A 24,110-nucleotide genomic window follows, 5' to 3' on the forward strand; every position below is an offset into this window, starting at 1 on the left:
TCAAAGTGGTGGGCGCATCCCCGATCCCGGCGAACTCCCCCTTGGCTCCTGCGCTGCCGCACCCCTCTCCCCAGCCCGGTCCTGGACAATCCCCGAGCCTCCGGTCCCGCCAGGGTCTTCGCTTCGTCCTCCTGGCCCTGGCTGGCCTGCTGATGGGCGCGTCCGGGGCCCAGGCGGCCCGGGCGGAAACCGTGATCGAGCGGGCCGCCCGCACCGGTGCGATCACTGTGGGGGCCCGCGCCGACCTCAGTCCCTACTCCTTTCGGAACGACAGGGGGGAGCTGGTGGGCTACGGGGTCGACGTTGCCCAGCTGGTGGCGGCCGAGGTGTCGCGCTACCTCGGCCGGCCTGTGCGAGCGGAGTTCGAGCCCGTGGGTGATCCCGACGCCCTGTTCAGGCAGGTGAGCAACGGCGAGATCGCCCTCTCCTGCGGCGCCCAGTTCACCTGGGAGCGGGAGATGTTCGTCGACTTCTCCATCCCCTTCAGCCTCTCCGGCATCCGCATCCTCACCAGGGCACAGGGGTTGAGTGGCACCGCCGAGTCGCTGGCCGGCAAGCGTATCGCCGTGGTGCCGGGTTCGCTCGGGGAGAGGGCGATGCGCGACCTGAGGCCCCAGGCCATCCGGGTGGCCGTGCCCGGCCTGAAAGACGGCCTGGCCGCCCTCGGCTCCGCCAGGGTGGACGGCGTGGCGGGCGACAGCATCCTGCTGGCGGGCGCTGCCCGCTCAGCTGGCAGCCAGGGTCTGACCCTGGTGCCCGAGGACCCTCTGGTGCGCTATGCCGTGGGCTGCATGATGCCGGAGAACAATTCCACGTTCCGCAATCTGGTGAACCTGGCCATTGCCCAGATGATCCAGGGGTATGTGATCGACGATCCGGCCTCCACCGCCACCGTGAACCGCTGGCTTGGGCCAGGTGGCGTGCTGGAGCTGCCACCTGAGCTGATCAAGGCCTACTTCCAGACCGTGCTGCTGAACCACGAGCAGATCAACGTTCCCACCACCCGCTAGATCACCCGAGCCACCGATGACGATCACCTCCCGCGCCGGCCTGTTGGGCTTTCTGGTTTCGCTGGCGGCCTTCACCCAGCCAGCCGGTGCGGCGGCCAGCCGGTCAGCCGTCGATGCCGGCATCCCCGGTGCGCCCACCTCGATCGAAGGCCGGATGAGCCGGATCGCGGCCGCCGTGCGCGAGCGGCAGGCCCAGCTGGGGCCGGCGGCAGGCCCGTTGGCTGACGCCGGCACACCCGTGGCCGCCTTCGTCAACGGTCCCCGGGGCGCTGCTGTGGCTCGACCGGTCGGCGGGTTCGTCAACGGCCACCCGTACTACGGCGGACCCGCCAGGGGCTTCGTGAACGGCGGCGGCGGCTTCGTCAATGCCGCCTACCGCGGCGGCGGTTTCGTGAACGGTGGCGGGGGCTTCGTCAATGCCCGCCCCGGCGGTGCCGCCTTCCGGAACTGGTGAGGAGTGGTGCCGGCACCTGGCTTCGGGCCGATCGGTCTGGTGGTGATCCAGCCCACGCCCTTCTGCAACCTCGACTGCGACTACTGCTACCTGCCCGATCGCAGCGACCGCAGCCGGCTGTCGCTCGACCTGGTGGATCCGATCCTCAGGGCCGTGCTCACCAGTCCCTTCGTGGGCACCGACTTCACGATCCTGTGGCACGCGGGGGAGCCGCTGGCCGTGCCGGTGAGCTTCTACGACGAGGCCACGCGCCTCCTGCGCAGGGCGGAAGGGCGCTACAAGCGCGATCCGATCGCCATCGGCCAGAGCATCCAGACCAACGCCACCCTGATCGATCAGGCCTGGTGCGACTGCTTCCTGCGCAACGGCATCCAGGTGGGGGTGAGCCTCGATGGGCCGGCCTTCCTGCATGACGCCCACCGCCGCACACGCACCGGGCTCGGAACCCATGCCGCCACGATGCGCGGCATTGCCCACCTGCGGCGCAACAACATCCCCTTCCATGTGATCTCGGTGCTCACCAGGGAGTCCCTGGATCATGCCGATGCCATCGTTGGCTTCTTCCTGGAGAACGGCATCACCGAGGTGGGCTTCAACATGGAAGAAACCGAAGGCAGCAACCGCGCCTCCAGCCTGGAAGGGGGCGGATGTGAGCAGCACTACCGCACGTTTCTGGAGCGGGTGTGGGAGCTCACGGCACAGAGCCAGGGCGCCTTGAGGTTGCGGGAATTCGAGACAACCTGCGCGCTTGCCTGCACGGATTCACGCCTGGAGCGCACCGACATGAATCGCCCCTTCGTGATTCTCAATGTCGATCATCGGGGCAACTTCTCGACCTTTGATCCGGAACTGCTGGCGGTGAGAACGGAAGAGTATGGCGATTTCGTGCTCGGCAACATCCTCACCGATTCCCTTGAATCCGTGTGTGCCACAGAAAAGTTTCAGCGCATCCACAGCGACATGCAGGCCGGTATTGAGCGCTGTCGCTGCAGCTGCGAGTATTTCGGCCTCTGCGGAGGTGGCGCCGGCAGCAACAAGTACTGGGAGCGGGGCACCTTCGACTGTGCCGAAACCCAGGCCTGTCGCTACCGCATCAAGATCGTCGCCGATGTGGTGCTGGCCGGGCTGGAGGCCGAACTCGACCTGGGCCCTGAACTGCCATCAGCCTTCCCCCAACCAGCGGTGGCGCCCCATGGGGTCGGTTGAAGGCTGGTGATCCCTACCTGAGCCCCCCTTCGCGGCCGCGAATCGGCTCCATAGGGTTTGGTTCAACAACGCCGAGCGCGCCAACGGTTCATGGATCCCATCCACCCCATTCCCGAAGCCATCAGCCATCGCCAGCTGGCCCAGCTGCTGCGCAGTGCCGCCGTCGAACCCACTGTTGCCGCTGAACCCGGCGGGGACCTGGCGGGCGGGGAGCGCCACCGTGAACTGGATGCGCTGCTGCAGGCCTATGGCCAGCTGAGCGTGCAACTGCTCAAGGCCTTCGAGGGGGCCGGTGACGACCTCGGCAGGGGCCGCACGCCCCGCCAGGTGATGGCGATGGGTGCCCTGCGGGCCCATGCCCACATGGCGCTGCAGGCCCTCGCGGCGAGTCAGCCCTGAATGCTCCGGACACCTGGGATCAGTTGCTGCGCCGCCATGTGGATGGGCACGGGCGGGTGGACTATGCGGCCTGGAAGGCCGACGACGCCGATGTGCTCGCCGGCTGGCTGAGCCACCAGAGCGCCCAGACCGAGGGGCGCCAGGACGCCCTGGCCCACTGGATCAACCTCTACAACGCCTTCACGATCCAGGCGGTGTTGCAGCGCTATCCGATCGCGTCCATCCGTCCCCAGCTGCTGGGGGTGCCCAACTGGCTGGGGTTTCTGCGCTTCTTCTCCCGGCGGGAGCATCGGCTTGGGGAGCGGCCGTTCAGCCTCGGCGAGATCGAGCACAGCATCCTGCGCCCGCTTGGCGATCCCCGCATCCACTTCGCAATCGTGTGCGCTTCGATCGGCTGCCCGCTGCTGCGCAACGAGGCCTACTGGCCGGAGCGGGTGGAGGCGCAGCTGGAGGACGACGCCAGGCGGTTCATCAACGATCCCGCCAAGGTGCGCTACGACGCGGCCGCCAACCTGCTGTTCTGCAGTCCGATCTTCCGCTGGTATCGGGTGGATTTCGAGGCGGTGGCGCCATCCCTGGCGGCCTACATCCTGCCCCGCCTCACCACGGTTGCCGCCAGTGCCGGCAGCGATCTCAGCCAGAGCGAACCCGGCCTGCGCGAGCTGCCCTACGACTGGAGCCTCAATCAGCGCACATCGGGATAGAGGCGCCGCAGGCGCCGGGGACACACCCCCAGCCCCCAGAGCACCCCGATCCACAGGTAGAGCGCCGTGGCTTTCCAGGGGCCCCACTGGCGCACGCGCCGGTCGGAGCTGATCACCACCCGCTGGATCAGCCGGATCCGGCCCAGCTTCACCAGGCGCAGGCAGAGGTCGCCGTCCTCCAGCAGCGGCAGCTCGGCATTGAAGCCGCCGCAGCGCTCGAAGCTGCTGCGCCGCATCACCATCACCTGATCGCCGAACAGCAGCCGCAGGCCGCGCAGATACAGGTGGGGGCGGAACAGCAAGGGCGCCAGGGAGGTTTTGGCGGCATTGAGGGCCGAAATCAGCCAGCGGGTGTTGGTGTCGCCGCCCATCAGCGACACGAAGCCGGCGCCGGCCACGGCCGGATCGGCCAGCACCCGCGCCGCCACCGCCACCAGGTCGTCGGGCACCAGCGTGTCGGCGTGCAGAAAGCAGAGCAGTTCGCCCCGGGCCCTGGCTGCCCCTTCATTCATCTGCGCCGCCCGCCCCCTCACCGCCGCCTGCAGCACGGTGGCTCCGGCGGCCGCGGCAATGGCGGTGGTGCGGTCGCCGCTGCCCCCATCCACCACCAGCACCTCCAGCGCTGGCGGATCGAGCACCAGCAGCTGCCGCAGGGTGCGCCCCAGGCAGGCCTCCTCGTTGAGGGCCGGAATGATGATCGAGAGCGAGGGTGCCGTCGGCGCCGACTTCACCAGGGCAGCTCCTCGCCGTTGGCGTGGCGGAATTGGCCGCTGCTGGCCGGTGTGAGCTCCTCGATGCGCTGCAGAAGGCCGCGCACGGAGGTTTCGGGGCTGATGCCCGAGGACGTGAATCCGGTCATGCGCGTGCTCACCATGCCCGGATGCAGGATCACCACGGCGATGCCGCGGGGCGCCAGGTCGATCGCCAGCGACTTGCCGGCCATGCACAGGGCCGTTTTCGACATCCGGTAGCCGTAGTAGCCGCCGGAGCCGTTGTCGGCGATCGAGCCCATGCGGCTGGTGATCAGCACCAGCTTGGAGCCGGGGTGCAGCAGGGGCAGCAGGGCGCGGCTGAGCAGCAGCGGCGCCACCGCGTTCACCTCAAACTGTCGGCGCAGGCCATCGGCTTCCACGCTGTTCAGGCTGTCGGCCTCCAGCCGGCCGGCGTTGTGGATCAGCACATCGAGGCTCAGATCCCCGAGCCGCCGCCGCAGCTCCTCGCCGCTGCCGGCGTCGGTGAGATCGAGGCCGGCCTCGATGCGCACGCCCAGCTGCTCCAGCTCCGGCGAGGGCGTGCGGCACACCGCCACCACCGCATCGCCGCGGGCCTGCAGCTGGCGGCAGAATTCCAGGCCGATGCCGCGGTTGGCGCCGGTGATCAGAACGGTGCTCATGGGCGGAGGGGTTAGCGGGGGCTGGGGGCTGGGGCGCTGTAGTCGATGCCGTTCCACTCCAGGGGGCGTTCACGCCAGTGCTCGGCGATCGCCTGGGTGAAGCCGGAACGCACCAGCTTGGCGCGGGCCAGGCACCACTGTCCGCCGTCATGGCCCAGGATCAGCCCCTCCGGTGGCCCGGGGTGATACCGGCTGCCGAAGCGCTCCAGCTGCTGCCGCTGGCTGGATCGGCGCTGTCGAAGAGCAGGAAGGGATCCGCCAGAAAGGCCTCTGCCTCCTGGGGGGTGGACACCTTGTCGCCCGCGAAGGTGATCAGGCAGGGCCTGGCGTGTCACACCGCCTGACTGCTCAGACCGTGGCGGCGCTGGGCTGGGGGGTGAAGGTCACAGGCTCGTACTTGGCCACCGACACCTGCCAGCTCCGGGAGGCCAGGGCCTGCAGCCGCTGGAGCGTGGTGTCGGTGTCGCCGCCGGCCAGCCACGTTGCCTTGAGCACGGGCAGCTGGGCATTCATCACCTCCATCGGCATCACCAGCAGCTGCAGGCTGGCGCCGCCGGCGGCCCGCTGCAGGCCACCCTCATCGCTGCGCTGCCATACGCGCAGCAGCAGCTCCAGCGTCAGGGCACGGGCGTCCTCGCCGGGATCCTCGCTGCCGGCGGTTTCGCCACCCCAGGATTTCCCCGCCAGCGGCAGGGCCCGCTTGCCGTTCTGCTCCAGGAAGGCCAGGGCGATCAGATAGGGGGCTTCAGCCATGGCGATACCAATAGATACCTGCCCACACTGGCTCATCGCGCGGCAGCAATGTTGTCCCCATTTGCGGGTAGACGCCTGGAAGCGGAGCTTCATAGGGTCATCGTGTTCAACTCGGCAGATCAAACTCGACAGATCAACTCGCTTCACGCGACAGATCAATCCGAAGACCACTCCGACGGAAACAACTGAGGATCGATCTGCCGATGAAAACGGCTGTGGATCAACCATGGCTGCCATGCGATTGCTTGGTCGGTTCTGTTCATACCTGTGCAAACCATGTCCACTGACAATGTGCAAAGCATCGACTCCAGGCTCGAGAGCTACCGCGCTTCTCTGGCGGCTGCCCGTTCCAATGGGGAGCAGGCCTCAGCACGCAAGCTGGAACAGCAGATCGCGGAGCTGCTGGAGTTTCAGGGGCGTCATCCTGAGATTTCGCAGGCACCCTCTGCATTTGAAGTGTTTTGCGATCTGAATCCTGCGGATATTAACTGCCGAGTTTATGACGACTGAATCCCCCACTTTCACCACCATGATGACAATCAGTGAGCTTGAGGCCAGTTATCCACTGTATTGTCGGGCGCTGCGACTTCTCATTCAGGAGGGTCAATCCCTGCGGAAGGTGCAGCGCACAGTCTGCTGGTCGAGGCTGGAAAGCCTGAATGCCTGTCGGCCGCGCCAGTACCGGAACCCTGAGCATCTCTATTTTCTGCTCAAGCGCCAGGCGGGACTCCAGAGCGACTCATCAGCGGTTCGGGCGGAGCCAGGCTGATGAATTGCCCGCAAATGGGAACCTCGATCCCCTGACATCATTTCCTAGGCTGAATCCATCAGGTCACCAGTACCATGGACATTCACACCAACCCTGATTCTTTCCTGGCTTCCCAGCGCGATCCCAGCGGTTCATGCCTGGGCAGGACATGCATGAAGTGGACAGCCGATGGCGAACTCTCCGACATCGATATCCAGCTGATCCTGCAGCGCCTGCGGGAGGTTGATGCTGAGATGCAGGTGGCCTGAAGCCCCACCCCGGAGAGGCGGTGAGGGGCTGTAGGGTAAAGACTGGACATCAACGCTCAGGTCCTGCGTTGCCAGCGCTCCAGCGCAACTCACGCGGGATCCCTTCCGCTATGGACTTCACGCCATACCTCACCGGTTTTCAGTCGGGTGACGCCGATGAACTGCTGCTTTCCCTCAAGCTGGACGGCCAAGTGGCGTTGGCGATGAAAGGTCGCCTCTTCCTGCGGTCCATGTGTTCGAACTTCAGCGATCCCACTCAGATCGGCTGCGCAGTGACTGACCAGCAGTCGTGCCTCGATTACCTTGCTGAAAATCCCTTCAGCCTTCTGATCTGCACGGATTATCTCGAGCAGGGAAATGGTTTTGAGCTGGCGCGGCGCGCCAAGGAGATGCATCCAGGACTGAGGGTGATCGTGCTTGCTCTTGGCGATGTGATTCCGGCGGAGTATGCCGAGGTTTCCTGGCTCGATGCTGTGGTGGCGGAGGCGGATTTTGTGGAGGATCAACATCCTTTGCAGGCAGCTGTGCTGGCGGTGATGGGCAATCACGCCTACAGGAGCCCATCCCTTCGCAGTGGCACGTTGCCCTACCTCAGCTGTCCGCGACTCACCCCCAGGGAATACGAGGTTCTCGACCTGCTTGCCAGTGGGATGACCGATCGCGAGATGTCGGAGGCCCTGGTGATCTCTGACGAATCGGCCCGCACCTACACCAAGCGGCTGTTGCGCACCCTCGGCGTGCACAACCGCCTGCAGGCCGTGCTCAAGGGGATGCGCTGCGGCATGGTGAATCTCTGAGCACCCTGATGGGATGGCCCTGATTCCATCAAGCCGCGCTGATGGCGGCTACGACACAGCCGTGCGGCGCATCTGGCGTCACGCTGAACCTGGTGTGGGTGACCCGTCAGCGGTGCTGCGTGCGCTCGTGCACGACGCCACGCTGGCCCCCTCCAGCCATAACACCCAGTGCTGGCGGTTCCTGGTGCAGGAAGGGGCCATCACCCTGCTGCCTGATGAACAGCGCCGGTGTCCGGTGGTCGACCCGGACGATCACCATCTGTTCGTGAGCCTGGGCTGTGCCGCGGAGAACCTGACGCACTCGGCCCTCGCCCACGGGTGGCGTTGTGAGCCGGTCTTCGCCGGGGGATCCGATCCTTCAGTGCGGATGGCGCTGCTGCCCACAGCACCGGTGCGCTCAACCTTGTTCGAGGCGATTCCCCACCGGCAGACCACCAGGACGGACTTCGACGGCGAGTCCCTCACCGCAGAGGAGCTCCGGCTCCTGGACGCCGCGGGGTCAGGTCCGGGAGTGAGGGTGCATCTGCTCACCGACCGGCAGGTGATGGAGGATGTGCTGGCGTTCGTGCTGCAGGGGAACTCCGCGCAACTGGGCAATCCCGCCTTTGTCGCCGAACTCAGGCACTGGATCCGCTTCAACGGTCTGGAGGCTGTGCGATCAGGGGATGGTCTGTTGTCCGCCTGCACCGGCAACCCCAGCCTTCCCACCTGGCTGGGCCGGGCGATTGTCCCTCTGGTGCTGTCGGAACGCAGGGAGAATCAGCGCTACATGCGGCAGATCCGCAGCTCCGCCGGCATCGCCGTGTTCATCTCGGAGCGGGATGATCAGCGCCACTGGATCGAAGCGGGCCGCGCCTTCCAGCGCTTCGCGCTCCAGGCCACCGCGCTGGGTGTGCGGACGTCGCACCTCAACCAGCCGGTGGAAGTGGCTCCGCTCCGTGCGGAGTTCGGCCGGTTTCTCGGCCTGGCCGGTGGCCGGCCGGATCTGGTGATCCGCTTCGGCCGGGGCCCGCAGATGCCGCGATCGCTGCGCCGTCCCATCGATGCGGTGGTGGTTTAGTCCTTCGGTGCTGGTGTCGTCCCTCTCACCCCAGGCCCCCGCACTCCACCACCAGCCGGTCCAGTTCGGCCTGCATGTGGGCCACCACCTGGGCGTAGCAGGCCTGCACGTAGCTCTTGTCGCGGCTGGCGGCATAGCCCGTGCGCTCGAACACCACCGGAGCACACACCCGGGTGTGGATGGGTGCGGGCAGGGGCAGGTTGGGCAGGGGCCCGAAGGCCAGCCCCCAGGGCAGGCCCAGATACAGCGGAAACACTTCCGGGTCGATGCCCAATAGCCAGGGCATGCCCAGCTCGTGCAGCCGCCGGGCCTGGGCCGTGCAGTCCTCGAGCACGAACAGGGTGTCGTGGCTGCCCCAGGAGATCAGGGGAATCACCGGCAGCTCGTGCCACAGGGCCAGGCGGATGAAGCCGGTGCGGCCGTTGAGCAGGATGTGTTGCCGCTCACGGTGGGGCCGGAAGGCGTCTTCGCCGCCGCCGGGGTACACCAGCAGGCTGTGGCCCTGGCGCAGCACGGCCATGGCCTGGCGGGGATGGAAGGGCACCGCACCAACCCGTTCCGCCAGATCGGCGATGCCAGGAAAGGCCTTCCACACCTTGGCGTGGGTGAGACCGTACACCTGCCGCTCGGTGCCGAAGCGCCGGATCCAGTCCACCAGGAACATGGGCAGATCGGGCGTCGCCAGCCCCCCGTTGTGCGACCCCACCAGCAGCACCTGCCCCTGGCGGGGCATGTGCTCCCAGCCACTGGTGCGCACCCGGAAGTAGTAGCGGTAGAACCACTCCCACACCGGCATCAGCCGCCGGATCACGCGGGGATCACGGCGGAGAGTGGGAGAGGGAAGGTTGGGCAGGGGGGCGTGGGCAGTGGGGGTGTGGGCAGTGGGGGCGCGCTGATGGGGCTACTCCGCTGGTGGGGTGAGGTGGGCTGTGGCGTAAATGATGATCCCAGGCCTGAACGATGCACCGGAGAGCAGCAGCAGCGTGTTGTCGTGCTGATGGATCTGTGCGCTGCGAAAACGCCCGTTCAACGGTGGACCGGGGCCGGGATCCTTCAGCACAAAGCGCTCTCCGCCGCTGCCTAGCGGGTTGAGCTCGCGGTCGATTTCCACATAGCGAATGCTGCCTCCCCTGTGCCCGCTTGCGTCGTTGTAAACGATGAAGGTCCTGTCGTCCAGACGCAGCAGCGCGGGGTCGTAGATGGCGGTGGTTTCGTGTTCAGCAGGCTCAACAAGCGGCGTTGACAGCTGGGTCCAGGTTTCGGCGTCGTTGGAGATGGCCAGCCAGATCGCGCGCACCCCCCGCTCCTCCATCAACCCGGAATACAGCATGATGTAGCGCGAGCCGAACCTCTCCAGTGGGTAGTCGTAGGCGCGGCTGTAGGTGGCGTTACGGGTGTTGATGGTGGCGGCACGAATGCTGGTGCTGTGGCGCTGGAAGTTGATGCCGTCGTGGCTGGTCCACAGATCGGTGTGGGAGTTGCTGCCGTGGGCCCAGAGATGCAGCCTTCCGCTCTCTTTGATCCAGAGCACATCCGGAATTGCCACATCCCGGATCAGGGGAGTGCCGGCCGCTTCAATCCAGGGACCTTCAAGGCTGTCGGCCGTAGCCAGGCCGATTCCGGAATGGTTGTGGGCTGAGTAGTAGAGGTAATACCGGCCCAGGGGGTTGGCGAGCCGTCCTTCCATTTTGATCAACGCCGGCCGCTCGAGGCCACCCCGCGGGGCAAAGCGCAGGTTGCTCGACTCCAAGACCACGCCGCCAAGGCGGAAGGGAGGCACGGGGCCCGGCTGGGCGCGGCCGGCTGCAGCCCCCAGCAGCCAGGCGGCCCCCCAGGCAACGGCGAACAGCAGGGGCCTGGCCCAGCTCATGGCTGGGGCGCCTCCCATGCGCCCTCACCATCGCCAACCTCCAGCCTGCCCAGCGCCAGCTGGAGGGCGAGGGCCAGGGGGCGCTGTTCCCGTCGCTGCGGGCTCCAGGCCGTGCCGCCCCTCAGCTCGCTGAGCTCGGCCAGCTTCATGTCCTGACCCTCGGCGAGCTGCAGCCGCTCCAGGGGCACGCTGAGGGAACCGCGGAAGAAGTGGGCCACGCGCACCGGCGTGGTGTGGCTCAACCAGGGCGCCAGTTCTGCGGCCTGCCAGCCGATCTCCTCCAGCAGTTCCCGCCGCAGGGCCTGGGCGGGGGTTTCACCCGGCTCCAGGTGACCACCGAACAGCCCCCAGGTTCCAGGCGCCACGATGCCCGGGGTGTCGTCGCGGAGCTGAATCAGCCAACGGCCCTGCCGCTCAAGCATCGCCAGAGCCACTGCGGCTGGCGCCATGCCAACGCCGCTGCTCCAGGCCGCGGCGTACCGGGGCCCGTTCACCACGCCAGATCAGGGAGATCCCGGAAGGCCTGGCGCACGCCGGCGCTCCAGCCGGTGCTGAGGTTGGTGAAGTAGCTGTCGCCTTCCGGGAAGCGGCGTTTCTTGCTGATCACCAGGCTGTCGCGCTCATAACAGAGCAGGTCGATCGGCATCCCCACCGACAGGTTGCTGCGCATGGTGGAATCGAAGGACACCAGCACGCATTTGGTGGCTTCCGTGATCGACGTGGCGGGTGTGATCACGCGGTCGATCAGTGGTTTTCCATATTTGGCTTCACCGGTCTGCAGGAACGGTGTCTCATCGCCGGCCTCGATGAAGTTGCCCTCCGCATAGATCCGGAACAGCCGGGGTGATTCGCCCTGAATCTGTCCGCCAAGGATGAAGGAGGCGTTGAATTTCATGCCCGTACCCTCCAGAAAGGGCGCATCGCGTTTTTCGATATCCCGCAGCGCATCCGATACGAGCAAGGCCACATCGAACAGCGTGCGCACTGTCCAGATCGTGCTCACCCCCTCGCTCAGGCTCGCCCGTTGCTTGAGCAGGCTCACCACGGCCTGGGTGCCGGCCAGGCTGCCGGAGCTGAGCAGCACGATCACACGATCGCCGGCCCGCTCGAAGGTGGTCATCTTGCAGAACTGGGAGAAGTTGTCCACACCGGCGTTGGTGCGCGAATCAGACGCCATCACCAACCCCTCCTCCAGCAGAACCCCCACGCAGTACGTCATCGCTGTTCGGAAGTCTCGCTTGCGCCATCTTGGCTGCCGCTGAGCTCATCAGTCCACACCTTGAAGGATTCGAGCGTGGAGGGCCCGAAGCTGGTGGTGAGGGCGACATCGGCGGCATCGCGCCCACGGGCAATGAGGATGCGACCGATGCGGGGTTTGTTGTTGCGGGGATCGAAGGTGATCCAGCCATCCCCCAGGTAGGCCTCGAACCAGCCGGCAAAGTCCATCTCTGAATAGGGCGGTGGCTCGCCGATGTCGCTCACATAGCCCGTGCAGTAACGGGCCGGAATGTTCATGCAGCGGCAGAAGGCCACGGCGAGATGGGCGAAGTCGCGGCACACCCCCTCACGGTCGTGGAACACCTGATACGCAGATTTGGTGGGGCTGGCATGGTCATAGCCGAAACGGATGTGCTGATGCACGTAGTCGCAGATCGCCTGCACGCGACTCCAGCCTGGGGGTGTTTTGCCGAACAGATCCCAGGCGATGTTGGTGAGCAGGTCGGTTTCGCAGTAGCGGCTGCCGAGCAGAAACAGCAGTGCCTCCTCCGGCAGGGCCTCCACGGCCCGTTCCTCCAGCCACGGCAGCACGGGATCGGGCATGCCGCTGTCGAGCACTACCCCGTTGGCGCTGAGCTTGGTCAGCCCAGCCGGCGCCACGATGCGGTTGCACCAGTTGCCGTAGGAGTCTCGATAGGCGCGAACCGGCACCGAGGGTGTGATCACCAGATGGTCGGGCTCGATGACATCGGAGATTCGGCTGTAGTTCACGTTGAGGGTTACGATCATCGGCGTTGGTGCCGGACAGTGATACACCAACTCGTAACCAATTCTGATCTTCAGCATTGAGGCCTCCTGAGTAGCAGCGCTGGGCTCGCCAGGCTGAAGCTGTGCAGCAGGGCCTGAAGGTGATGGCCTGAATCTGTAGCGAGATCGCTCAAGCCCATCCAGTTCACTTTAGGGGTCAGCCAGCATCTGCGCTCGTTCAGTTGTCGATCACCAACGGGAGGGTGGCTTCCAGGGCCTGCGCCAGTCGCTCGCTCCAGTGGTCGAGACCGGAGTCTTGCAGGAGAAGATCCTGGCGGATTTCCAGTTCCACATGGGGGATGTTGCGCTGTTCCCCATGCACCACAACGGTGTAATCGGTGTCATCACTCACCGCATAGGGCATGTTCTCGCCCACGCACAGGGCGCTGTCCTCGCTGAGCCGGGAGTGCAGCAGCCTCCCCAAACGCCCATCCCGCCCGAACAGCACGCCGGCGTGCCAGGGCCGTTGCTCACCCAGGTAGGTGGGGGTGAAGCTGTGCAGGGCCACCAGCACGCAGGGGCTGCCCCGGTGCGTGCGTCGGTCGAGTTCGCTACTGATGCGGCGGTGGTAAGGAACGAACACCTCCTCCAGCCGCTGGCGCCGGCGCGCTGCGCACAGCCCTTCGTTGGCGGCGATGCGGGTGCGCTCGCTGAGCACGGCGATGGAGTCCGCCGCGTGCGGGGGGCGGTTGGCGTCGATCACCAGACGCGAGTAGTTGTGCTGGATCAGAAAGGCATCCAGCCGCGCCGAGAGGCGCCGCCCCAGTTCGGCGATGCCCAGATCCCAGGCCACATGGGTGGAGAGGGTGTCATTCGAGAGCTGGAGCTGGTTCAGGCGACGGGGGATCGCCCGGCCGGCATGGTCGCAGGTGATCAGCACGGCCGAGCAGCCATCGGCGCGCTCGATGCGGAACACCGGCGGATCGTCATCGCTCAGCAGCCGTTGCGGGGCGTGGGTGAAGCCCATGGTTCAGTGCTTGTAGCTCTGGCCGCGGTAGGTGAGCTCTTTGGTGCTGCTCTCCTGGGTGGATTCGTCGTGGTGGGCATCCAGATCAGTCACCCCGCTATAGGTCTTGGCCATCATGAACTGAGCGTCATACAAACGCTTTGTCTTGAGCATTTTGCTTCTGATCAGATCGAGTACGTTCATCATCGTTTCCACAGCGCCCGACTCCCCGTTGCTGGATGCGGATCAGACTGCGTCCACCTGGGGCCAGGTGGATCAACTTCTTGTTAGTCTATTGGTTTTTTGAGGGCTACTTCAGCGGTTTCCCGAATAGGTATCTCTACTACCGTGCCGTAGTGGCCTGCATCAGAGGCAGCGTTCCGTGGTCCACTCCTGGGGGCCACGCCCTTCACGGCAGCGCTGCTGATCGCCCACCCACTCCAGCTGCCAGTTCTCGCCGGCAGGCACAAAATCAAGGCGGTATCGCTTCCCTTCCACAGAGTCGTCAGCCAGGCCTGTCTGGGTGAGCTTCACCACCGTCTGGGTCTCGGATTCCACCACCGTGACCACCGACTCTGAAAAACTTCCTTCCACCGGTTCTGCCGACCCGAACAGCTCCAGGGCCATCTGCTTCGGGTCTGCGGTCACCTGGTCTGGGCCAGCGGGACTGTCCAGTTCGTTGTAGGCCGAACGATCGTCCTGCTCAGCGGCAGGACCACAGCCGCCGACGAGCACCAGGGCTGCCACCACGGGAAGAGTCGCGAAGAGACGAGGCATCAGGGTGCCAGGCAAGAGTGGCAAGCATGGGAAGCGACAATCCTGAGCATTGAGCCAAGCATTGAAAAGGCGCCCTGTTCAGGGCGCCTTTGGGCCGGTTGCCGGACTTTGGACCTACACCATCCGGGTCGAGGCCTCTGATTCATTTATAGAGCTGCCGGCCATCGGGGGAGTCAGGTCGTGGTGGGCTGAGACCCATCGTTACCCTTCCACATGATCCGTAGCATCGGGTCTGCGGGCAGGTTTGAGGTCAGAGATCTTTGAGGTCAGAGATCTTTGAAGTCAGAGATCTTCAACGTGCCGTCGTGAGCACGGAGCCCTTTCCGTCATCGTGAGCGGCCTGCGCTCCTCTGGAGGATCAGGCTTCAAAGCCCATGGCCACGCTGAGGCTTTCTGGACCTCGGGTGTGGCAGCTTATTCATCCATCGCTGGCTGCTGTCGGAATCTTCTCCACAAGCTGCTTCATCAAGCCATGACTGAAGTCACGCGATTCGTGCATCAGCATCTCGAAGGCATCGGGGGTGAGCCAGAAGGCCTGCAGACCCTGTTCACCCGCGTGAACATCAGCGGAGCGGGGGGAATTGGTGATCACGGCCATCTCCCCGAAGATCTTGCTGCTCCCCAACCGGGTCGTGTTGCCATTTCCCTTGTGCACCACGGCCTGGCCAAGGAGCACCACTCCGAATCCATCGCTGGGATCGCCGCGCCGGAACACGGTCTCGCCGGGCTCCCAGCGGCGCATTTCCCCCCGGGCGGCCACCTGCACGAGCCCCGATGGCGATAGATCGGTGAACAGCTCGCTGCTGGCCAGGATCGGCAGTTCCTCCATGTCTTCGGTCTGCTCGCCGCGCAGCATGGCGGCGAGGAACGCTGAGCTGGCCAGACCCTCGCGAGGCTGCCGCACGGGGCGGGCACCGTTGTCTTGGCCCCGCTGCCGGTCCACCAGCAGCACCCACCCGGCGGTGTCGGGGTCGGGATCCTGCCAGAGCAGATCCAGCGCTTCCTCCAGGGTGCCTTCGGTGTTGGTCGTCTCTGCAGGGATGGACAGCCCCGCGGCCTCGAAGCGCTCCTCCAACTGCTCCTGCAGCGAGCGGTTGCGATCCGCCATGGCCCGGGCCAGCGGCGAGAGCAGCGGCAAGGACTCGGCCTCGCGGCACAGCACCAGGGCCAGACCACGGTCCTGCTGCAGGTGCTGCCAGCGCTCCATCAGCCGGTCCTGCTCCAGGGACCCATGGGGGCCGAACTCGGCAACCACCGTGCCCCACTCCTCGTCGTCGAGGCCACTGCCCATCCGCACCTGGTCCAGCTGCTCCCGTTGCAGGGATGACAGCTCCTGCGGCTGCAGCACCTCGAGACCCGCGAGATTCAGGAACTGATGCAGCGCCTCACGGGCGGCGTCCCGGCGCAGATTGTGGCGCTGGCTTTCGAGCCCATCCATCGTCAGTAGGCCACGAACTTGTGGCGACAGCTTACTCGCAACAACGTGGTGATTCTGCTCCTCGAGGTGGTGGAGATGGGGCCGTTGCCGGGACATCACCGGCAGGGCCTGCTCCAGCCCCGAGACTTTGCTCAGCTGCCGCCTTCAGGCTGACCCGTAGCGTCAGTGTCAGCGCTGAAGCAGCCGTCGCTGGAACCGGGCGATCTCCAGCTCGAGCACTCCCTCGCTGATGCCAAGGGCACGGGCAATGGCGCGCAGCTTCACCCTCTCCTCCTCTTCGATGCTGCCGTCCGAGCAGGCAACTCGGAAGGCAGACTCCAGGATCACTTCGCGGCCGTTGTCATCCAGGCTGGAGCGTTCCCGGGCCAGAACGGCGAGCAATTGCGAATACGCAGCCTCTCCCTGTTCTTCATTCGGGGATTCCCTGCCGTCGTTCTTTGAGCGACGGCTGTCGATCCAACGTTCCAGTTCCTGCCGACTGGTGGGCTGGCCCATGATCTCGGCGTAGGTTGTGGAAATCGTGGTGATCTCATCCTCCTTGATCTCGCCATCAGCCAGGCAAACGTCGATCATGCAATCCAGCATCAGGTCACGCACCTTGGTGGCGTAACGGTCCCCGTAGGCGACCGCCCAGCGCAACTCGGAGAGATCCCGCTCCTTTCGATCGTGCTGGGAGGCGCGGGGATCACGCTTGCAGCCGGTATGTCCTCCCGAGAGATTGTCATAGATATGGAAGGTGAAGCGGTCGACCAGTTCTCGACAAAAGGCCACCCCACGAACGGAATTTCCGTAGTCGTCAAGCCGCGGCGAAAAGGTTGCAAATCCCATCAGGTTTGGCACCACCACGAGAACCGCACCGGCCACACCTGACTTTGCTGGAAGACCAACTTCCAGGGTGAACGAACCAGCGTTGTCATACATGCCGGCGCTCTGCATCACCGCCAGGGTTTTCTTCACAACCTCCGTGGGCAGCACCTCCTCACCGGTGATCGGGCAGACGCCTCCGTTGGCGAGAGTTGCAGCCGCCACCGCAAGCATTTCTGTGGTCATTTCGATGCTGCAGCAGGCAAGATAGAGATCCAGCATCTTGTGAAGATCCACATCCCTTGGCAGGCCTTTTCTTCCCTGTAGAAGGTAGGCAATTGCAAAGTTGGTGTGGGCCGTTGCCCGTTCAGACAACATTGTTTCTTCGCTATACCGAACCTCACCAATCTTGCCAGACAGACGACTCCAAAGATTCATCACATCTTGTGTGATCTCGCGTGCGTCTTGATCGGGGCTGCCCGATGCAATGATGCCAGCTGTCATGATCGCCCCCGCATTCACGCAGGGATTGAAGGGGCGCATGTCGGGGAGCATATCCAGTGCATTGAAGGGGCGACCGGAGGGCTCTGTGCCAACGAAGCGGTGGATGAAATCAGCACCCTCCAGCACCAGTGCATGGGCGTAGTTCAGCGGCTTCGACACGGATTGAATGGAGTGATAAACATCCACATCGCCAAGCCGCATCCGTTGTCCATCAACCGTGCACACTGCCACCCCCCAGCGTTCAGGATTGGCATCGCGAAGAATGGGAATGTAGTCGGCATTCTTGCCGCCACGGTCGGGCGCAACATTCCTGTAGATCGTTTGAATATCGCTGTAGAACTCCTCCCAGTCCGGGATGGCAAGCTGACGTTGAAAGCTGCGACTGATCATCCGCAATTCTGGACCAACCAGTTCCGCAAACGTCTCAAAGTCGATGGGTCGATCGCCGCACTCGGCCAGACGCTCAATGGTGGTCCTTAGACGGAGATCTGTTCTATCAAGGCCACTGGTGGCGATTCTTTCCATGATCCGATCCGCATCAGTCACCCCATTGGTTGTCACTGACTCGAACAGCATCCGCATCCGATCCATGCAGAATCTCAAGAGGTTGAATGATCAGCCTGAAGGGTAGGCCTACCTTGAAGGACCTGCCGCCTTTGGCTGGACCATCCCCGGCGTTCGTGGCCCTGCTCCTCAATCCCGCGGCTGGTCGGCCGCTGCATCTGCAGGTCTGCCTGTTCAGCCCGACATGCTGAGTGGCTCAGCTGGCCTGCTCAACCGTTGGCGGAGGCCGGTGGCTCCAGTTCTTGGCTCAGCAGGTCTTGCGCCAGCAGAAGCAGGGCGACACCCATCAGGGCCAGGGCAGTGCCGCGCTGCTCATCACCACTCAGCTCAAGCGTGCGTGCGGTTTGCAGATGCTCAGGCCAGCTGAGTCGCATGTTGTGCGGCCACAATCGTGATGATTCTGAGTTGTGGCGCTGATGACTGCGAGCACCGTTACAACACGAAACACTGACACGGCGGCCCTTCGAGTAGCCCTTGCTACGCCCATTCGGTAACAGCCCGATACCGTTTCGCCATTCATCGGTCACGGGACCCATGGGCCAGTCCATCGAACTCACTGTGAGCCAGCGCTTCGAGATCGAACGCTTCAGCCGTGCCATCGATGGCACGGCTGATCCGGAGGCCCTGCGCAGCATCGCCAAGCAGTTGCTGCAGGCCTGGCACACCCAGAAGGCCGCCACCACCTGGGCGATGAGCCAGCAGATGGGACCGCCGCTGGGTTTCCTGGCTCAGACTTCAGACGGAGAGAGCGGGGTTGGCCACATGCCTGGTTGACCTTGCCCTGCTCCTGGACCAGAGCCATCGGGCCATGATGATCCCAGCCCAGGAGTCAACACGCTGGATCACCCCATCTGGATGCTGATTCCCTGGGCGATTTTCTCTGTGGCGGCGGGCTTGAAGTTCTGGCGCTTCACGCGGTTGGTTCGGCAGCAACGACCGGGCAGCAGCTCCGAGCTGGAGCGGGTCCGAGCGTCGCTGGAGCAGAGCTGGCGGAAGCACCAGCAGGAAGCCTGATGGAGCACTGGAACTGGGCAACCATCCAACTGGGCCTGGTCGCCCTTGCCTTCGCTGGTCTGCAGGTGTGGTGGATCGGCAGCACCCTGCGCAAGCGTGACCTGGCACGTCCGCTGAGCGGGGGAGCGTTCCGCAAGACCCTGGAGCGAATCTGGGCCAAGAAGAGTTGAGGGAACATCCCGTTCAGCGGCGGCACGATCCACGTTCCGTCACAGAAGTTCATAAGGTGGTGCTGGTCATCGAGTGGATCCCGAGCGGGTCCGCCTTTTTTTGACCTGACGGCGCCCTTAGCGGCTGATCGCCTTCCAGATCCACCAGGCGGCAATGGCCACCAGCACCCAGGGCACCAGGGATCGGAACACCAGCAGCACCAGCAGCACCACCAGGGCGGAGACAGCGGTTCGTTTGGTGAGTGCCTTGGCCTCATCGGTCATGTAGCGCCAGCGAGGAACGATCGGCATCGGCAGGACTCTGGAGGGGTTCAGGCAGGTGGCAGCTTAGAAACAGCCGGTGAACTGCACACCGGAATCGCCCCGAGGCCTGCCCGCACGCAGTGGCGCCCAGATCCAGCCTGAATCACTGCATGAGTTCGTGGATTGTTGTCACGTGAGTTTCTCTCTTGCGAACTTCGCTGCGACCCGAGACATGAGCCCATCAATCCGTGATCAGTTGCGCAACAGACTGCGCATTTGATCACGGAACCATTGCAGTGGATTGTTCACGTCCTGGTCGGCCAACAGGCCTCGCGCTCGGAGGGATTCTTCATAGCTATCCAACACCTCCTGGCGGCGGGATACCTCCTCTGTGATGATCTCGGCGAACTCGGGATGGCGCTGCAGCAGGGCCCGGAAGCTTCCCCTTGGAATCACGAACAGGGTGGTGTCTTCCGCTGCCCGCATGCTGGTGGGATACGGCACCTCCAGCAGGAGGGGCAACTCACCAAAGAATTCGCCTTGGCGGAAACTGAACAGACGCCGGCTGATGCGGTCTGTTTCGTAGATCGCATCAATGCAACCGCTCACCACGATATTGAAGGTGTGACCCAGCTCTCCTTGGCTTACCAGGATGTCTCCCGTGCTGAGGCTGGCTCGGGCACCACCGGCGATCAGCTCGCGCAGCGGACGACCTCGGAGGCCCTGGAAATGGGGCAGAGCGGGCAACACTTCGCTGAGGGGAAGGCACTGCGGGGGGTCTCGCTTCACCGGCTCCCTGCCGTCTGTGTTGTCATCCACAGGAGCGGAGGCAGAACCAATCAGCTCGATCAGCCGCCGCGGCCTGGCCAGCTCAATACCCCGTTCTCGCAACCCTTGCTCGATCGCATAGTTCAAACTGCTGCGGATGAGCTGTGCACTCTGAATCTCTGACGTCCATGCCCACAGGAGAAAACTGAGGCCAGGCTCTCCCTGGCTGGCAAAGACCACCCGCGGCGGCGGATCGGCATTGACGCATGGCTCATCCAGAGCCGCTTGCAGCAGCACTTCAGTGACCTCGAGCACATCGCTTCCATGGGCGACGACGACGGGCACCTCCACCCGACCGTCCGTCATCGAATAGCTGAGATTCTGGACAGGATTGTTGGTGATGAATGTGTTCGGAACGATGATCTCCGCACCTTGGAAGGTGCGGACGACGGTGGAACGAATCGAGATCTCCTTGATGAACCCTTTCGTCTGGTTGAACTCGATCAGGTCTCCCACTTTGAGTTTGCCTTCCATCAGCAGGGTGAGACCACTGCTGAGGTTGCGGGTGAGGTCTTGAAGCCCGAAGCCGAGGCCCACTCCCAGCGCCCCCACGATCACGGCAATGGCGCCGAAATCCAGCCCCATACTCTGCACCACCAGCACGTAGCCCAGGGCGGCTGAACCGAGGCCACACAGGGTGGCGATCGCCTCGCGACGGCCTTCGGGGAGCTGGAGCCACAGCAGCAGCCGTTCCCGGAGCAGATGCTTGATCGCCCGAGCCAGCAGGCTCACCACAACCAGCAACGCGGCCACCTGCAGCAGCCAGGCCAACGAGATGCTCTGCTCCCCAAGCGGAAACAGCGGCGCGGTGAACGTGCGGGACACCCAGCCAGGACTCATACCTTGACGCCCACGCGGTTGTTGATCGTCATGTCAACAGGAGCAATCTCCAAGCTCTCGTGCTTCCTTGCAGCCTCGCTGAGGATGGAGTTGGGTTCTCAACATTGTCGCGCTCCTTCATGGATCGGCAGAGTTGTGCGATTGGCTGATCTCATTTTGGTGTGGACTGTGGTCTCGGGGAACCGCCCGATGGGACTCCACGGTTTGAAAGCATCAACCCTGGCGCTCTCGTCCGGCCTATGGAGAGTTGTGGGGCGCTTGGTTTTTCTATTCATGTCTGATTCTGCTCCAGCGCCGATTGAAGCCTTGCTTTGAGGCTCGGCAACTGATTCTCGATTGCATCCCAAAGAATCATGTGATCCACACCTTCATAGACATGAATGATCCGCTGCATGGGCAAGCTTCAGAGCCTCCCCGATCACTTCGAACTTGCGCTCCACACCCGCTTGGAGCAGCTCATTGTCGAGAAAGTCTACGAGCGAGTGATGTGCGGTGAAGGACTCGATCGCCTGGATCGCCTGCAGGGCATCCAGCAGTCGTTTAAGGGCCTCTCGCTTCAGCTTCACAACTGCACAACTACCTGCCGCACGGCGTCCACATCCTCACGAAAGTAGGGATTGCGGATCATCCGTTCGGTGAGCAGATCCACTGGCCGGCCCATCAGGGCTTCGGCGGCATCGGCAAAGCTGCAGAACCTGTCGCAGTAGCCCGGCTCCTGTGGGTCGCGGAACTGCGCGATGAAATCCAGGTCGCTGGTGGCCGGATCGAACGTGCCCTTCGCCGCCGAGCCGAACACCTCCAGCCGCTCCACCCCAAAGCGGCGGCACAGCTCCCGTAGGGGCTCCAAGTGCACCGCAAGCAGCGGTGGCAGGGGGGCGGGCGACGTCATGCCTTCACTCATAGCCGAGGATCTGCAGGTTCGCCGCAATCGCCGCATCATGAGCCCCAGTCCGCGTAGACACTCGCATCCCGCTCGGGATAGCTCACATAGAAGTGCTCGAAGATCGAGCTGCACTTCTGTTGATAGAGCTCGGGTGTGTAGGCCCTGGGGAGCCCCAGGTCGAGCGCATCTTCGATCGCCAGTTTCAGCTGGGCGCGGGACGCCGCCTTGGCTCGCCAGTTCAATACCAGCAGGGCTTTCACCTGCTCCAGCAGCTCCCGGGCCACGGCCTTCACCTTGCGGCGCTCGGCGTCGGTGAGTTCGGGGGCTGGTTTGAGCAGGATGTCGAAGAGGGTGAGCTCTTCTTCGCTGAGGTGTTCGCGGATGTGGCGCTGCTGTTCGCTGCTGAGGCTGGCGGAGAGCTCCAGCAAGGCCTTGAACAGCTGCTCCACATTCAGGCTGCCGGCGTTGTAGGCGGCGATGAGCTGCTCGAACTTCTCCAGGAAATCGGTGCGGGTGGGATTGAGCTGCACCAGACGGTTCAGCCGGGCGGCGATCTGGGCCTTGAGGGTTTCGAGATCGATGTTCTTGCGCTTCGAGTTCTTGAACTTCTCTGCCAGGGCCTGGAAATCGATCTGGGAGAGATCCATCGGCGGCAGGTTGCGCTCCTGAATGGCCACGCCCGTGATCGAGGCATCGAGCAGCTGGCTGATCCCGGCCATCACTTCACTGAGATCGGCCGGCCCCTCGGGATGGAGCTGCTGGCGAATCTCCGCTGCCAGGAGGGCCAGCAGGGCCTCAATCCCGGTGTATTCCGCTACAGCTCGATCGGGCTTGAGGGCGGAGTAGAGCGTGTGCACCAGGCGCTGGGCGGCGAGGAAGTCGTTGCGCACGCCATCGGGTGAGATCAGGGCGTTCACGGCGTCGCCGATCGCCGCAATCCGCTCCATGCCGCCGGCAGCCAGACCCTCGATCCGCGCCAGATCCACCTGGTGGCCGAGGCAGAAGCGGCGCGCCTCGGCGATCGCCTGGCGCAGCTCACCGATCAGCACGTCGTTGCCTTCCACGGGGCTGTGGCCCGACTGGCCGACGCCGTAGAGGGAGAGGGCCTTCTCCAGCGAGGCGAACACATTGGCGTAGTCCACGATCTGGCCGCTGTGCTTGCCGGGGAACACGCGGTTGGCCCGGGCGATGGTCTGCATCAGGGTGTGGTTGCGCATCGGCTTGTCGAGGTAGAGCGTGGAGCAGCTCGGCGCGTCGAAGCCGGTGAGCCACATGGCGCACACGAACACCAGCCGCAGCGGATCGTCTGGCTTCTTGAAGCGCTCCTCGAGGCTGGGGTTTGACCAATGTCATCCATGGCCTTCGGCCTGGCTTGGGGGGGCCAAAACTGGCCTGAGGCTATGAGCGGCATCGTCAGCTGGCAGTGCGGTTCGAGAGCGGCCGGCGGCCCATCTCCGAACCGATCTCCGAACTTTTTTCCGAACCTGGTGGCCGTGAAGAGGCTCACCCCTCCCCCTCTGCCGAAGCCGCCGCCGCCGCCCGCTCCTGGTGCTCCTTGAGGGTGACGCCCTTGGCGTCTTTCCACTCGATGCGGCCATTGGCGGTACGGGCGAGCAGTGCCATGGCCGCCTGGGAGGGGGAGTTGAACTCATAGTCCTGCGCGAGGGTGAGGCCGGAGGGCTCCTGAAGGAACACCGCCTGGCTCACCAGTTGGGCTCTGGCCTGCACCCAGGCGGCCGGTGTGGACTCCACGAATTCACGGCGAGCCTTGGCGCCGCCCAGCACGGTGAAGCCACCGGGAGATTCGAACCCCTGGCCGGAGGCCCCAGGTCCTTGGAGGTGAAACAACCGGCGGGCCGATGCAGCGGGTTTGCCCGTGGCCTGCTCGAAGGCGCGCAAGCCGAGCACGGGGCAGCAGAGCAGCAGCTCCTCCAGGAAGCCATCGGCCTCGGCGCGGTCCATCTCGGCGAGGGTGATCGAGCGGCCCTGCACGGCGTTCTCCAGCCGGGAGCGCTTGGCGGCCTGGGCCAGGCGGATCAGGCGCGCCTCCAGGTGCTGGGCGTGGGCCTTGTTGAGGTAGCCGTCCTTGGAGGTGAAGGCGTAGGCCGTGGTCCAGAACTCCCTGGCCTGATGCTGCTCCAGGCGGCGGCCGAGGGGATCGGCTTCACCGATGTAGACGAGATCGGCGCCGCCCTCCGGGTCGGGACCGGAGAGCACATAGACCCCCGGACGGGAGGCCTCGTCCCGCTGGGTGAACTCCTTGAGCTGGGAGCGGGGGATCACGTAGGGACTCCTGAAAAAGCCAGATCCACTGCAGCGCAGCTTGTTTCAGCGATAGAGACCCGATAAAGTGGCCTCGATCAGGGCAATCGCGGATTGCTACAACTGCTGAGCGCTGCAGATGTACCGGA

At 64.5% G+C, this 24,110-nt stretch carries 33 protein-coding genes and 1 pseudogene; 12 read left to right on the forward strand and 22 right to left on the reverse strand.

Features of this window, described 5'->3' with window-relative positions; translation table 11 throughout:
• Positions 1-152: 152 nt before the first annotated feature.
• The 5 genes from grrP (at position 153) to KBY96_RS14455 (ending at position 3,773) form a co-directional block, all read left to right on the forward strand.
• On the forward strand, positions 153-1,010 hold the full coding sequence (grrP, locus tag KBY96_RS14435; protein ID WP_254980224.1) for an extracellular substrate binding-like orphan protein GrrP: 858 nt from the start codon (positions 153-155) through the stop codon (positions 1,008-1,010).
• A 16-nt stretch (positions 1,011-1,026) separates the two neighbouring features.
• Entirely contained in the window at positions 1,027-1,464 is a 438-nt protein-coding gene (grrA, locus tag KBY96_RS14440) for a GrrA/OscA1 family cyclophane-containing rSAM-modified RiPP (protein ID WP_254980225.1), read from the forward strand.
• A gap of 6 nt (positions 1,465-1,470) precedes the next feature.
• Positions 1,471-2,670, forward strand: coding sequence for a cyclophane-forming radical SAM/SPASM peptide maturase GrrM/OscB (grrM, locus tag KBY96_RS14445; protein ID WP_254980226.1), 1,200 nt, complete (start codon positions 1,471-1,473; stop codon positions 2,668-2,670).
• Between the two features lie 90 nt (positions 2,671-2,760).
• Positions 2,761-3,069, forward strand: a complete 309-nt coding sequence (locus tag KBY96_RS14450; protein WP_254980227.1) for a hypothetical protein — start codon at positions 2,761-2,763, stop codon at positions 3,067-3,069.
• A gap of 23 nt (positions 3,070-3,092) precedes the next feature.
• Complete coding sequence (locus KBY96_RS14455) at positions 3,093-3,773, forward strand: DUF547 domain-containing protein (protein WP_254980228.1); 681 nt, start codon at positions 3,093-3,095, stop codon at positions 3,771-3,773.
• Here KBY96_RS14455 and KBY96_RS14460 read toward each other — a convergent pair.
• From KBY96_RS14460 to KBY96_RS14475, 4 genes are all read right to left on the reverse strand, one after another.
• On the reverse strand, positions 3,755-4,504 hold the full coding sequence (locus tag KBY96_RS14460; RefSeq protein ID WP_254980229.1) for a TIGR04283 family arsenosugar biosynthesis glycosyltransferase: 750 nt from the start codon (positions 4,502-4,504) through the stop codon (positions 3,755-3,757). The genes KBY96_RS14455 and KBY96_RS14460 overlap by 19 nt on opposite strands.
• Positions 4,501-5,166 carry an SDR family oxidoreductase gene (locus KBY96_RS14465; protein WP_254980230.1) on the reverse strand — a complete coding sequence of 222 codons (666 nt, stop codon included), beginning with the start codon at positions 5,164-5,166 and terminating at the stop codon, positions 4,501-4,503. The genes KBY96_RS14460 and KBY96_RS14465 overlap by 4 nt, the downstream gene beginning before the upstream one ends.
• Positions 5,167-5,326: 160 nt before the next feature.
• Positions 5,327-5,458, reverse strand: a complete 132-nt coding sequence (locus KBY96_RS14470) for a hypothetical protein (RefSeq protein WP_254980232.1) — start codon at positions 5,456-5,458, stop codon at positions 5,327-5,329.
• Positions 5,459-5,514: 56 nt separating this feature from the next.
• Entirely contained in the window at positions 5,515-5,919 is a 405-nt protein-coding gene (locus KBY96_RS14475; protein WP_254980234.1) for a hypothetical protein, read from the reverse strand.
• Between the two features lie 276 nt (positions 5,920-6,195).
• Between KBY96_RS14475 and KBY96_RS14480 the strand changes: the two genes are divergently transcribed.
• From KBY96_RS14480 to KBY96_RS14500, 5 genes are all read left to right on the forward strand, one after another.
• Entirely contained in the window at positions 6,196-6,429 is a 234-nt protein-coding gene (locus KBY96_RS14480; protein WP_254980235.1) for a CP12 domain-containing protein, read from the forward strand.
• A 22-nt stretch (positions 6,430-6,451) separates the two neighbouring features.
• Positions 6,452-6,688: a DUF3136 domain-containing protein gene (locus tag KBY96_RS14485; protein WP_315859503.1), complete on the forward strand. Its 237-nt coding sequence runs from the start codon at positions 6,452-6,454 to the stop codon at positions 6,686-6,688.
• 74 nt (positions 6,689-6,762) lie between these two features.
• Positions 6,763-6,936, forward strand: coding sequence for a hypothetical protein (locus KBY96_RS14490; protein WP_254980236.1), 174 nt, complete (start codon positions 6,763-6,765; stop codon positions 6,934-6,936).
• 110 nt (positions 6,937-7,046) lie between these two features.
• On the forward strand, positions 7,047-7,733 hold the full coding sequence (locus KBY96_RS14495) for a response regulator transcription factor (RefSeq protein WP_254980237.1): 687 nt from the start codon (positions 7,047-7,049) through the stop codon (positions 7,731-7,733).
• 13 nt (positions 7,734-7,746) lie between these two features.
• Positions 7,747-8,793 carry an Acg family FMN-binding oxidoreductase gene (locus KBY96_RS14500; RefSeq protein WP_254980238.1) on the forward strand — a complete coding sequence of 349 codons (1,047 nt, stop codon included), beginning with the start codon at positions 7,747-7,749 and terminating at the stop codon, positions 8,791-8,793.
• A 25-nt stretch (positions 8,794-8,818) separates the two neighbouring features.
• On the opposite strand, the gene KBY96_RS14505 is transcribed toward KBY96_RS14500, so the two are convergent.
• The 10 genes from KBY96_RS14505 to KBY96_RS14550 all read right to left on the reverse strand — a co-directional run bounded on the left by KBY96_RS14505 (position 8,819) and on the right by KBY96_RS14550 (position 18,248).
• On the reverse strand, positions 8,819-9,604 hold the full coding sequence (locus KBY96_RS14505; protein WP_254980239.1) for a lysophospholipid acyltransferase family protein: 786 nt from the start codon (positions 9,602-9,604) through the stop codon (positions 8,819-8,821).
• Positions 9,605-9,694: 90 nt separating this feature from the next.
• The gene (locus KBY96_RS14510; protein WP_254980240.1) at positions 9,695-10,663 is read right to left on the reverse strand and encodes a hypothetical protein; all 969 of its coding nucleotides are present in this window, start codon (positions 10,661-10,663) and stop codon (positions 9,695-9,697) included.
• The gene (locus KBY96_RS14515) at positions 10,660-11,112 is read right to left on the reverse strand and encodes an NUDIX hydrolase (protein ID WP_254980258.1); all 453 of its coding nucleotides are present in this window, start codon (positions 11,110-11,112) and stop codon (positions 10,660-10,662) included. The genes KBY96_RS14510 and KBY96_RS14515 overlap by 4 nt, the downstream gene beginning before the upstream one ends.
• 41 nt (positions 11,113-11,153) lie before the next feature.
• On the reverse strand, positions 11,154-11,882 hold the full coding sequence (locus KBY96_RS14520; RefSeq protein ID WP_396122332.1) for a peptidase: 729 nt from the start codon (positions 11,880-11,882) through the stop codon (positions 11,154-11,156).
• A complete protein-coding gene (locus KBY96_RS14525) occupies positions 11,879-12,670 on the reverse strand; it encodes a transglutaminase family protein (RefSeq protein WP_254980242.1) in 792 nt (263 codons plus the stop codon). Before KBY96_RS14525 ends, KBY96_RS14520 begins: the two co-directional genes overlap by 4 nt.
• Before the next feature lie 196 nt (positions 12,671-12,866).
• Entirely contained in the window at positions 12,867-13,655 is a 789-nt protein-coding gene (locus KBY96_RS14530) for an N-formylglutamate amidohydrolase (protein ID WP_254980243.1), read from the reverse strand.
• Positions 13,656-14,000: 345 nt separating this feature from the next.
• The gene (locus tag KBY96_RS14535; protein WP_254980244.1) at positions 14,001-14,411 is read right to left on the reverse strand and encodes a hypothetical protein; all 411 of its coding nucleotides are present in this window, start codon (positions 14,409-14,411) and stop codon (positions 14,001-14,003) included.
• Positions 14,412-14,829: 418 nt separating this feature from the next.
• Complete coding sequence (locus tag KBY96_RS14540) at positions 14,830-15,849, reverse strand: cyclic nucleotide-binding domain-containing protein (RefSeq protein WP_254980245.1); 1,020 nt, start codon at positions 15,847-15,849, stop codon at positions 14,830-14,832.
• A 168-nt stretch (positions 15,850-16,017) separates the two neighbouring features.
• Complete coding sequence (gene glsA, locus KBY96_RS14545) at positions 16,018-17,739, reverse strand: glutaminase A (protein WP_254980246.1); 1,722 nt, start codon at positions 17,737-17,739, stop codon at positions 16,018-16,020.
• A gap of 191 nt (positions 17,740-17,930) precedes the next feature.
• Positions 17,931-18,248: a hypothetical protein gene (locus tag KBY96_RS14550; RefSeq protein ID WP_254980247.1), complete on the reverse strand. Its 318-nt coding sequence runs from the start codon at positions 18,246-18,248 to the stop codon at positions 17,931-17,933.
• 7 nt (positions 18,249-18,255) lie between these two features.
• Between KBY96_RS14550 and KBY96_RS14555 the strand changes: the two genes are divergently transcribed.
• Positions 18,256-18,495 carry a hypothetical protein gene (locus KBY96_RS14555; protein WP_254980248.1) on the forward strand — a complete coding sequence of 80 codons (240 nt, stop codon included), beginning with the start codon at positions 18,256-18,258 and terminating at the stop codon, positions 18,493-18,495.
• A gap of 239 nt (positions 18,496-18,734) precedes the next feature.
• Complete coding sequence (locus KBY96_RS14560; RefSeq protein ID WP_254980249.1) at positions 18,735-18,905, forward strand: hypothetical protein; 171 nt, start codon at positions 18,735-18,737, stop codon at positions 18,903-18,905.
• A 117-nt stretch (positions 18,906-19,022) separates the two neighbouring features.
• Here the strand turns inward: KBY96_RS14560 and KBY96_RS14565 are convergent, their stop codons facing one another.
• From KBY96_RS14565 to KBY96_RS16455, 8 genes and pseudogenes are all read right to left on the reverse strand, one after another.
• Positions 19,023-19,196 carry a hypothetical protein gene (locus KBY96_RS14565; protein ID WP_254980250.1) on the reverse strand — a complete coding sequence of 58 codons (174 nt, stop codon included), beginning with the start codon at positions 19,194-19,196 and terminating at the stop codon, positions 19,023-19,025.
• A gap of 204 nt (positions 19,197-19,400) precedes the next feature.
• Positions 19,401-20,801 (reverse strand): mechanosensitive ion channel domain-containing protein, encoded by a 1,401-nt coding sequence (locus KBY96_RS14570; RefSeq protein WP_254980251.1) that lies wholly within the window; start codon positions 20,799-20,801, stop codon positions 19,401-19,403.
• Positions 20,802-21,087: 286 nt separating this feature from the next.
• Entirely contained in the window at positions 21,088-21,210 is a 123-nt protein-coding gene (locus tag KBY96_RS16580) for a HepT-like ribonuclease domain-containing protein (protein WP_396122333.1), read from the reverse strand.
• Positions 21,185-21,382 (reverse strand): DUF86 domain-containing protein, encoded by a 198-nt coding sequence (locus tag KBY96_RS14575; RefSeq protein ID WP_254980252.1) that lies wholly within the window; start codon positions 21,380-21,382, stop codon positions 21,185-21,187. Before KBY96_RS14575 ends, KBY96_RS16580 begins: the two co-directional genes overlap by 26 nt.
• The gene (locus tag KBY96_RS14580; protein WP_254980253.1) at positions 21,379-21,705 is read right to left on the reverse strand and encodes a nucleotidyltransferase family protein; all 327 of its coding nucleotides are present in this window, start codon (positions 21,703-21,705) and stop codon (positions 21,379-21,381) included. The genes KBY96_RS14575 and KBY96_RS14580 overlap by 4 nt, the downstream gene beginning before the upstream one ends.
• Positions 21,706-21,752: 47 nt before the next feature.
• On the reverse strand, positions 21,753-22,841 hold the full coding sequence (locus KBY96_RS14585) for a type I restriction enzyme endonuclease domain-containing protein (protein ID WP_396122335.1): 1,089 nt from the start codon (positions 22,839-22,841) through the stop codon (positions 21,753-21,755).
• Positions 22,842-23,018: pseudogene (locus KBY96_RS16585) on the reverse strand (UvrB domain 3-containing protein); the annotation flags it as partial.
• Between the two features lie 184 nt (positions 23,019-23,202).
• Positions 23,203-23,982 (reverse strand): GIY-YIG nuclease family protein, encoded by a 780-nt coding sequence (locus KBY96_RS16455; protein ID WP_254980255.1) that lies wholly within the window; start codon positions 23,980-23,982, stop codon positions 23,203-23,205.
• Between the last annotated feature and the right edge of the window lie 128 nt (positions 23,983-24,110).

Source organism: Cyanobium sp. ATX 6A2 (assembly GCF_024346355.1).
GTDB lineage: Bacteria > Cyanobacteriota > Cyanobacteriia > PCC-6307 > Cyanobiaceae > NIES-981.